At 38.8% G+C, this 9,078-nt stretch carries 11 protein-coding genes; 6 read left to right on the top strand and 5 right to left on the bottom strand.

The features are described 5' to 3' along the window. Nucleotides 1-124 precede the first annotated feature (124 nt). From FFR48_RS21895 to FFR48_RS21910, 4 genes are all read right to left on the bottom strand, one after another. Nucleotides 125-1,417 carry a bifunctional folylpolyglutamate synthase/dihydrofolate synthase gene (locus FFR48_RS21895; RefSeq protein WP_137668842.1) on the bottom strand — a complete coding sequence of 431 codons (1,293 nt, stop codon included), beginning with the start codon at nt 1,415-1,417 and terminating at the stop codon, nt 125-127. Nucleotides 1,418-1,504: 87 nt separating this feature from the next. Beyond that, the gene (locus tag FFR48_RS21900) at nt 1,505-1,630 is read right to left on the bottom strand and encodes a photosystem II protein Y (RefSeq protein ID WP_096572282.1); all 126 of its coding nucleotides are present in this window, start codon (nt 1,628-1,630) and stop codon (nt 1,505-1,507) included. A gap of 37 nt (nt 1,631-1,667) precedes the next feature. After that, nucleotides 1,668-1,898, bottom strand: coding sequence for a hypothetical protein (locus FFR48_RS21905; protein WP_137668837.1), 231 nt, complete (start codon nt 1,896-1,898; stop codon nt 1,668-1,670). After that, nucleotides 1,879-2,400, bottom strand: coding sequence for a gamma carbonic anhydrase family protein (locus FFR48_RS21910; RefSeq protein ID WP_096572283.1), 522 nt, complete (start codon nt 2,398-2,400; stop codon nt 1,879-1,881). Before FFR48_RS21910 ends, FFR48_RS21905 begins: the two co-directional genes overlap by 20 nt. A gap of 214 nt (nt 2,401-2,614) precedes the next feature. Between FFR48_RS21910 and FFR48_RS21915 the strand changes: the two genes are divergently transcribed. Together FFR48_RS21915 and FFR48_RS21920 are read left to right on the top strand one after the other, a co-directional pair. Beyond that, nucleotides 2,615-3,127: a TIGR02652 family protein gene (locus FFR48_RS21915; protein ID WP_096572284.1), complete on the top strand. Its 513-nt coding sequence runs from the start codon at nt 2,615-2,617 to the stop codon at nt 3,125-3,127. A 176-nt stretch (nt 3,128-3,303) separates the two neighbouring features. Next, on the top strand, nt 3,304-3,726 hold the full coding sequence (locus tag FFR48_RS21920) for a VOC family protein (protein ID WP_137668838.1): 423 nt from the start codon (nt 3,304-3,306) through the stop codon (nt 3,724-3,726). Here FFR48_RS21920 and FFR48_RS21925 read toward each other — a convergent pair. Then, nucleotides 3,704-3,886: a hypothetical protein gene (locus FFR48_RS21925; protein ID WP_137668839.1), complete on the bottom strand. Its 183-nt coding sequence runs from the start codon at nt 3,884-3,886 to the stop codon at nt 3,704-3,706. The genes FFR48_RS21920 and FFR48_RS21925 overlap by 23 nt on opposite strands. 75 nt (nt 3,887-3,961) lie before the next feature. On the opposite strand from FFR48_RS21925, the gene FFR48_RS21930 reads away from it, so the two are divergent. The 4 genes from FFR48_RS21930 to FFR48_RS21945 all read left to right on the top strand — a co-directional run. Continuing rightward, nucleotides 3,962-6,778, top strand: a complete 2,817-nt coding sequence (locus FFR48_RS21930; RefSeq protein WP_137668840.1) for a M16 family metallopeptidase — start codon at nt 3,962-3,964, stop codon at nt 6,776-6,778. Nucleotides 6,779-6,858: 80 nt separating this feature from the next. Continuing rightward, nucleotides 6,859-7,353, top strand: a complete 495-nt coding sequence (locus FFR48_RS21935) for a cupredoxin domain-containing protein (protein ID WP_137668841.1) — start codon at nt 6,859-6,861, stop codon at nt 7,351-7,353. A 668-nt stretch (nt 7,354-8,021) separates the two neighbouring features. Then, the gene (gene map, locus FFR48_RS21940; protein WP_096572288.1) at nt 8,022-8,852 is read left to right on the top strand and encodes a type I methionyl aminopeptidase; all 831 of its coding nucleotides are present in this window, start codon (nt 8,022-8,024) and stop codon (nt 8,850-8,852) included. 125 nt (nt 8,853-8,977) lie between these two features. Next, nucleotides 8,978-9,078: helix-turn-helix domain-containing protein (locus FFR48_RS21945; RefSeq protein WP_162501935.1), on the top strand; the 101-nt coding region annotated here is incomplete at its 3' end.

The raw sequence follows: 9,078 nt of genomic DNA on the forward strand, positions 1-9,078 counted from the left end.
AAAAACTGTGCATTTTGGGTCTGATAAATTAGAAAATCTGGGGATAACAGATAGCTAAAACTATTCCCTATTCCCTATTCCCTATTCCCTGCCTCAACGAAGGGACTTTTTCAGCAAACCCTAATTATGAATTACCTAGAAAATAGCCGATGAGATAAAGAGAACCACATAAAATAACCAGGTTTTCTGAAGAGGTGAAAGCAGCATCTAAAGCCAAAAATACATCTTCATAGATGCTGCAAAAACCTAAATCTGGACAAATTTCTAAAGCTAATTTTTTTAAATCTTCTAAATTTGCATAATTACTATCAGGCACAGGTACTAAATATAATTTATCTCCTGTTTTTAACAACTCTTGAAAAATATCACCATGATCTTTTGTCGCTAACATTCCCATTACCCAAGTTATAGAATTATACTCCCCTCCCTGCTTGCGGGGTGGGGTAAGACTATCTACATAATTTCTCAAAACTGCTGCTGATGCTGGGTTATGTGCGCCATCTATTAATAATTGATAATCGTGATTATTCTGTTGACTCTTCCAGGTAAACCATTGCATTCTTCCTGGCCATTTGGTTTTTTCTATCCCATTAATAATTGCTTGTTCAGAAATCTCCCATCCTTGTTGTTGTAATATTTCTAAAGCGGCTAATGCTAAGGCAGAATTTGTTAATTGAATTTGCCCTTTTAATGGTAATTTATATTTAATTGATCCTGAATTTTCAATTGTCTGATATTCTGCCCATCCACTATTAATTTCTACTGCTGGTTGCGGGGTAAAAATCGGACTTTGTAATTCTAAACTGCGGGATATTACTACTTTTTCGGCATCTTCTGGTAAAGGTCCCATAATTACAGGACATCCAGCTTTAATTATACCCGCTTTCTCTCTGGCAATATCAGATATTGTGGGTCCTAATTGTTGCCAATGTTCTCTACTAATAGAAGTTATTACTGTTACTAAAGGCTTTTCGCAAACATTAGTCGCATCTAAACGACCACCTAATCCCACTTCTACCACGGCTATATCGACTTTTTGCTGTGCAAAATATAACCAAGCGGCTGCGGTAATTACTTCAAATTGGGTCGGTGATTCTCCATTTTTATCTATTGCTTCTTGAACTTGCTGTATTAATTGAAACAGATTTTCTGAAGTGATGGGTTGTTCATTAATACAAATGCGCTCATGCCAATCTATTAAATGAGGTGAAGTATATCTTCCTGTGCGATAACCGGCTTCAGTGAGAACAGATGATAGATAAGCGCAAACAGAACCTTTACCATTAGTTCCAGCAACATGAATCACTGGTACTTTTTGATGGGGATTGTCAAGATTTGCCAATAATTTGACAATGCGGGGTAGTCCCAGGTTAACGCCAAAGTGTTGAAAGGGTTGCAGTAGGGAGTTGATGTTCACAGAATTGGTAATTGGTGATTGGTAATTGGTAATTGGTAATTGGAGAACTATCACCCATTACCTATTACCCATTACCCATTACCTAAATTATGCTTCTTTATTTAAAAAGTTTTGCACTTGTCTGATTGCAGCAGCACCGATATTAAAAGCAGCCCAACCTGCTGCAATGGCTAATGGTGCTAAAACGATGACTACACGGGTATCAATGTCCATATTTAGAAACCTCTGTTATCTAGAAATTAAAGTTTTGTCAACAGATATCAATTTTTATTTTTATCTGAAGTCGGGTATTTTTCCAAGGGGCATTGTCAAGAATGTTGAAGTTGGTGACTGGGGACTGGGGACTGGGGACTGGGGACTGGTGACTGGGGACTGGGGACTGGTGACTGGGGACTGGGGACTGGGGACTGGTGACTGGGGACTGGTGACTGGTGATTGGTGATTGGTGATTGGGAATAATATTACCTAAAACCAATATCATCCCCCTTACCGGCGTGAACGAGGGCTAATTTGTGGTACTTTTGGGTGTGTTCTATGAGTTCGGCAGCTTCCGTTTCTGTGAGTTGACGGACGACTTTAGCGGGGATGCCAACTACTAGGGAAAATGGGGGTATGTCTTTGGTAACAACTGCACCAGCGCCAATGATGCTACTATGGCCAACGCGGACTCCATTTAAAATTATCGCGCCGATGCCAATTAAACTCCCCCGTTCAATATGGGCAGAATGTACCACGGCACGATGTCCTATAGTAACATGATCTTCTAAGATGGTGGGCAGACCAGGATCACCATGTAAAATGGCTCCATCCTGTATGTTTGTGCATTCGCCGATTTCAATACGTTCTACATCCCCCCTCACTACTGCACCATACCAGATGCTTGCCCCTGCTGCGATCCTGACTGATCCGACAACAACGGCGTTGGTTGCGATAAAGGCAGCTTGAGAAAAATCGGGAGATGTCCAATAGGAAACAGTAGACACGATAGAATATTGATATGGTACCCAGGAACACTGGAAAAACTCCAACCTTTGAGGCTGGTTGCACAACCAGGATACCACAGTCGTTTGGTCTGTACGCTAAGGAAAAAACTGCTGAGATTTGCTTTTGCGGCAACTCACTCAAAGTAGTAGAGCCGAAGTGTTAAATCCAACCTATTGGTGCTGGTAAAAATAAAACTATGCTTGTACACACTTCATGATGAATCCAGGCTTACAGTACCCAATATTTGGACCTGAAATACAGTGTCCACACTGTCGCCAGACTATTCCGGCGCTGACGTTGACTGATACTTATTTATGTACGCGTCATGGCGCTTTTGAAGCGAACCCGAAAACGGAAGAGTTGGTACATCTCCAGTCGGGTCGTCATTGGCGGAGGTGGAATAATGAATGGTATCGACAACATACTCATCCTGATGGCATTCGCTTTGAAATTCACGAGGCTTTAGATAAGCTATATACTCAAGGTTATCGGGCTACAAGGGTAATTATTGCCCGTCGCTATCAAGAGTTAATGAGTGGTTATTTAGAACGCAGCAGTCCTTGGCGTTCTGGACAACCGGAAGCTGGTACTGCTCGTTTATATGGTTTACCAGTGGAGTTTGGACCTGATCCCGCTGAAGATCCATCTTGGGATGTGATTAATTTTGATTTGGATAAAGAACCTGGTGTACCTGTGCGCTATCCTTATTTCCGGTTGTTTGAGTAGATATTAGTGGTAATTGGTAATTGGTAATTGGTAATTGGTAAGCATATTTATCTTCTTATTATCTCTTGCCTTTTGCCTTTTGCCCTTTGCTTTGCTACTAAGCTTTTACCAGCATATTTACTTATATTTATATAAAATCTAAAATCTAAAATCTAAAATCTAAAATCTAAAATTCCATGCACCATGCTTCTATTAGAACTGCGAATATTCACCGGGCGATCGCATTTTATGAACAGTTAGGATTTACGGTTGCCGATCGCTTTACTACCGGTTATACTTTAGCTTGCTGGATGGAAGGATTAGATAGCCGCATTGAACTGATCCAGATCCCACAGCCGAAACCCGCCCCTGATGCTTTTGCAGATGAGCATTATGTGGGTTATTATCATCTTTCTTTTGATTTAACCCAAACCGTACCAGATTTATATATTTGGTTGTTAGACTTAAAAGCGAAAATCTCTGCTCTATCTGAGTTGTCACCTCTCCAAGTTCTTTTAGAACCAACTCAGCAGCAAATAGGCGATCGCATTTTAGAAGTCACTTTCATTGCTGACACTGACGGTTTACCTTTGGAGTTTATTCGGTTTTTGGGGAAATAGGTGACAGGTGACTGGGGACTGGGGACTGGTGACTGGTGACTGGTGACTGGTGACTGGGGACTGGTGACTGGTGACTGGTGACTGGTGACTGGTGACAGTAAGAAGGCAATAGGGAACAGGTAATATTTATCTTTTTCCTGACTCCTGAACTCCTTCCCAAAATTTTCCAGAAAGTTTAAACTCGAACTGTATAGGTAAAAAGATGTAGTCTTATTTACTTATATTCAAAAAATATATGCTTGTAATTTCTAGCTTCCATCGCTATCGTGTACCGCTACTATTATTCCTTTTCTCCTTGATATCAGCCTTTTTGCTGAGATACTTGTTTTCTGGAAATCTCAATTTTATTAAACTCAACTGGGAACATTATCAGCAAATATCCGTAGACGCAAACAAAAATAATCTGACAGTGACAAACAATGTTCAAAAGACTGTTCTGGATAATGGTTTAACTGTTCTCACTAAAGAAGTTCATAATGCACCAGTTGTTACGGTGCAAATGTGGTACAATATAGGTTCGGCTAAAGAAGCTCCTGGCATCAATGGTATTGCTCACCAGTTAGAACACATAATGTTTAAAGGCACAAAAAACCGTCCGGTGCAGTTTGGACAGTTATTTAGTGCTTTGGGTAGTGACTCTAATGCTTTTACCAGTTTTGAGCAAACAGCATATTACCATACTGCGGAACGCGATAAGCTGAAAGCACTGCTGGAACTGGAAGCAGACAGAATGGAAAATTTACTCATTGATAACCAACACCTAGAAAGTGAAAAGCGGGTTGTTATTTCTGAGTTACAAGGTGATGAAAATAGTCCTAAATACCGCCTCAAGCGTGCTGTGATGCAGTCTGTATTTCCTGATCATGGTTATGGTTTACCTCCTGCGGGTACTGTGTCTGATGTGGAAAGGTTGACAGTTGAGCAGGTGAGGGATTATTATGATAAATACTATCATCCAAATAATGCTATCTTGGTGATTGTGGGCGATTTCCCAACTGCAAGGGTTTTGGAAACAGTTAAGGAAATATTTGGAAAAATTCCCAAAAGTCAACGACTTCCCCAACTCCCTAAACCCCCAACTCCCCAAGTACCAACTTCTCCTATAGTTTTACAAGAACCTGGTGCGGGAAAGTTTTTACAGATAATTTATCCACTTCCCCATTTAAATGATCCCGATACTCCAGTTTTGGGAGTAATGGATTATATTTTGACGGGGGGAAAAAATTCTTATTTGTATCAGGCTTTGGTAAAATCTGGTTTAGCAACTGATATTTCTGCTCATGTTGTCAGTTTGCGAGCAATTGGCTGGTATCATTTATCTGTTACTGTTGCACCTAATCAAAATTTACAAAAAATTGATGCAACTACCAAGAACGCAATAACGAAACTTGTCAAAACTGGTGTAACATTAGAGGAAGTTGAACGCGCTAAGAGTCAACTCATAGCAAATGTAATTTTAAACAGACGTGATATCACCAGTCAAGGGATGCAGTTTGCTAATGATCTGCTTATTGCTAATGATTATAGATATACAGAACGATATATAGAAAATGTCCGCAAAGTCAAACCAGCGGATGTGATAGATGTAATTAATAAGTATCTAAAACCAGAAGCAGCAGCGGTTGGTTTTTTTGTACCTGTGCAAAATGCCCAAGATGAAAATTATCAAACTTCTGAATTTTCCACAGCAGAAAATTTAACTACTGGTGTGAAAATAACTGCATCTGAGGTGACGAAGTATTTACCAGCTACAGATGAAAAGATTGATGATTTTAATCATTCAATTCCACACGTACCACAACGCTTAACGTTTGTCAATGGGTTGCGGGTGTTGTTATTACCAGACAAGAGTAGTCCGACAGTGACGTTAGGTGGATATATTAAAGCAGGAAAGGAATTTGACAAAACTGATCAAGCCGGTTTAGCGTCTTTAGTGGCGGATAATTTGTTAAATGGGACGAAAACCAAAGATACATTAACTATTGCAGATATTTTAGATCGTAGGGGAGCGAGTTTAGACTTTACCACATTGCGGGAAGGTGTGCAGATTCAGGGTAAAAGTTTACAGGAAGACTTACCAGTTTTGCTGGAGACTTTAGCTGATGTCGTTAAAAATAGCACTTTTCCTAAAAAAGAGTTAGAAATTAGTCGTCAACAAGCTGTAAATGGCTTAAAGTTAGAACTGGATGATGCTGATGAAGTAGCAAACCGGAAATTTATGCAAGCATTATATCCGCAAAATCATCCATTACACATTTTCCCAACTTTAGAAAGTATACAGAAAATTTCCCGGAAAGATGTGATGGCATTTCGACAAAAACATTATCGCCCAGATACGATGATTTTAGTATTGGTGGGTGATTTTGAAATTGAAAAAGTGCGATCGCTCTTAGAAACTCAATTTGGTAATTGGCGAGTTCAGGGAAAACCACCGATGGTAGAATATCCCCAGGTGGTAAAAACAGAACGTGGTTTACAGATTAATTCGGTGTTACCCGGAAAGTCGCAAACTATCACCTATATGGGGGATCTGGGTGTCAAACGTCAAGATCCGAAATTTTATTCAGCTTTGGTTTTGAATGAAATTTTGGCAGGAAGCAGCGTATCTGGTAGACTTAGTGCAGAAGTGCGCGATCGCTTAGGTTTGACTTATGGAATTTATAGTAATTTCCAAGGGGGAAAGAATATTGGCACATTTTTAATTGAAATGCAAACCAGTCCTGAAGATGCAAATAAGGCGATCGCAACTACCCGCAAAATCTTACAACAAATACATCAGCAAGGTGTTACTGTACAGGAAGTTGAAACCGCAAAACGCACTTTGATTAGTAACTATAATATTTCTCTGTCTAAATCAGAGCAGTTAACCGCTAAAATTTTAATGAACGAGGTTTTTGGACTGGATGGGATAGAATTACAGGGTTTTGCAGAAAAAATCCAAAAAGTCACCAAAAACGAAGTTAATCAATTTGCGCGTCAGCAACTCGATCCTGATAAATTGGTAGTAGTTACTGCTGGACCTGCAATAATAGCAGATAATTCTATTAAGTAACAAAACGTATGTAGTCAGGACTTTAGTCCTCATGCTAATTTAGATTTTGAGCGACTTATCGCTCACTAGGAACTTTGATTATGTATACCTATTTTGTAAAGCAAATTACTAAACGTCTATATTCAGTCTTTTGTTTATTGACACTTCTAATTTGTCTGAGTTTCACAAATACAAATTTAGCGATCGCAGAAAACTTAAACAATTCCTCTGTTGATATACTCAAACAACCACCGTCCGAAATTACTGTCAGCCTGGGAAATGCTGCGGGTGAGTTGAAATTTGAACCTAATTTTTTAGAATTTCAATCAGGAAAACGGTACAAGCTAGTTTTAACTAACCCTAGCCCCGTCAAGCATTATTTTACAAGTAAAGATTTCGCTGATGCTATTTGGACCCAAAAGGTAGAAGCGGGAAATGTGGAAATTAAAGGTAACATTCACGAATTAGAACTCAAACCCGGTGCAGAAGCAGAATGGGTGTTTGTTCCTCTCAAAACCGGAAAATATAATTTACGTTGTACCATCCCCGGACATTTAGAAGCAGGTATGAAAGGAGAAATAGTCATTAAATCCTAATCTATAGTGATCTGATTTGATTCATGAATTTTTTGTAGAGGCAGGGAACAGGGAACAGGGAACAGGGAACAGGAAAGAAGGCTGTCAGTATTTATGGTGAGCGAAGCCGAACCATGTATGGAGTTCTGTTCAAAAATCAAATATTAGTCCTATATCTTTATCTATCTTTCTCAAAATCAGGATTTAAGAATGTACAGGATTTATAGTTGTGAATTTTTACCAGAAAAACCCGCCAAATAGAGAGATTAAACTGTTGACAAAAACGATAGAACCTGATATGATAGGTTTTGATGAGGAATAACTATCTTGTAATAATTATAAAATGATATATTAATCCCCTAGATTATACATATATAGTACCAGAAAAAGTTAGTAAGTAAATATCAATCGCTGAAAAAACCTAAACTCGTAAAATTATTGATAATGTTCTCAATAATATTGAGAATAGAGGTGATTTATTGCGAAAAATAGTAAGTTGAACAAATTTGGCAAAATTCAGATTAAAAAAACTTATAAAACATGGGATGGAAAATTACCAATTACCAATTCCCGTTACCAATTTTCTAAATAACGCAAAATAAGCTAACGTAAAGATAGATATTTTTTGCAATAAGTCTCAACAACCTGAAATCTAAGCCGTAAAGTCACGGAAATTACTAAATTACATGATGAACATTCTCAGCAACCTAATTTCTGAAACAGTTCAAACCAAACCCACAGCACCCAGACAACGCAGGGGTATAGAAATTAAATCCCCCCGCGAAATCGAAATCATGCGACAATCGGCTAAGATTGTAGCCACTGTTCTCAAAGAAATTTCTGAGTTAGTAGAACCAGGAATGACAACTGCTGACTTAGATGCTCATGCAGAAAAACGTATCCGCGAAATGGGTGCAACTCCTAGCTTTAAAGGATATCACGGTTTTCCGGCTTCGATTTGTTCTAGTATTAATAATGAAGTTGTACATGGTATTCCTAGTCCGAAAAAGGTTATTCGCTCCGGTGATGTATTAAAAGTTGACACAGGTGCTTATTATCAGGGATTTCATGGTGATTCTTGTATAACAATTGCCGTTGGAAATGTCACCCCAGAAGCAGCTAGATTAATAAAAATAGCGGAAGAAGCTTTATATAAAGGAATTGAACAAGTTAAAGCCGGCGCTCACCTTGCGGATATTGCTGGTGCGATTGAAGACCATGTAAAAATGAATAAATTTAGTGTGGTGGAACAATTTACAGGTCATGGAGTGGGTAGAAATTTACACGAAGAACCTGCGGTTTTCAACTATAGAACTCGTGAGATTCCCAATGTGAAATTACGTGCTGGTATGACTTTAGCCATTGAACCAATTTTAAATGCAGGTTCAAAAAATACCAGAATTTTGGCTGATAGATGGACTGCTGTAACTGTTGATAATGCTTTATCTGCTCAGTTTGAACATACTGTGTTAGTGAAAGAAGATGGTTATGAGATTTTAACTGATAGATCATTGGTTTAATAAGGTACAATTACTGGGGGTTAGTAGCTAGTTACTGTTTTCTTAACTAATACTAACAAATACTCACATTTCCCAAAATTTCCACTCATCTGCTGTTGATGACAGAATTACAGTAAAATCACTGTATGCTACTAGGATTCAAAACCCAACTCAAAGTTAACAAGCAACAACGACTACTACTGGCGCAACACGCAGGAGTAGCCAGACACGCTTGGAATCAAGGGTT

Source organism: Sphaerospermopsis reniformis, assembly GCF_005402885.1.
In the GTDB taxonomy this organism is placed as follows: domain Bacteria; phylum Cyanobacteriota; class Cyanobacteriia; order Cyanobacteriales; family Nostocaceae; genus Sphaerospermopsis; species Sphaerospermopsis kisseleviana.

Coding starts and splice junctions, on each gene's coding strand:
- map (WP_096572288.1), top strand. CDS start 8,022: ATGAACATTCTCAGCAACCTAATTTCTGAAACAGTTCAAACCAAACCC.
- FFR48_RS21935 (WP_137668841.1), top strand. CDS start 6,859: ATGTATACCTATTTTGTAAAGCAAATTACTAAACGTCTATATTCAGTC.
- FFR48_RS21900 (WP_096572282.1), bottom strand. CDS start 1,630: ATGGACATTGATACCCGTGTAGTCATCGTTTTAGCACCATTAGCCATT.
- FFR48_RS21915 (WP_096572284.1), top strand. CDS start 2,615: ATGATGAATCCAGGCTTACAGTACCCAATATTTGGACCTGAAATACAG.
- FFR48_RS21905 (WP_137668837.1), bottom strand. CDS start 1,898: ATGATATTGGTTTTAGGTAATATTATTCCCAATCACCAATCACCAATC.
- FFR48_RS21930 (WP_137668840.1), top strand. CDS start 3,962: ATGCTTGTAATTTCTAGCTTCCATCGCTATCGTGTACCGCTACTATTA.
- FFR48_RS21920 (WP_137668838.1), top strand. CDS start 3,304: ATGCACCATGCTTCTATTAGAACTGCGAATATTCACCGGGCGATCGCA.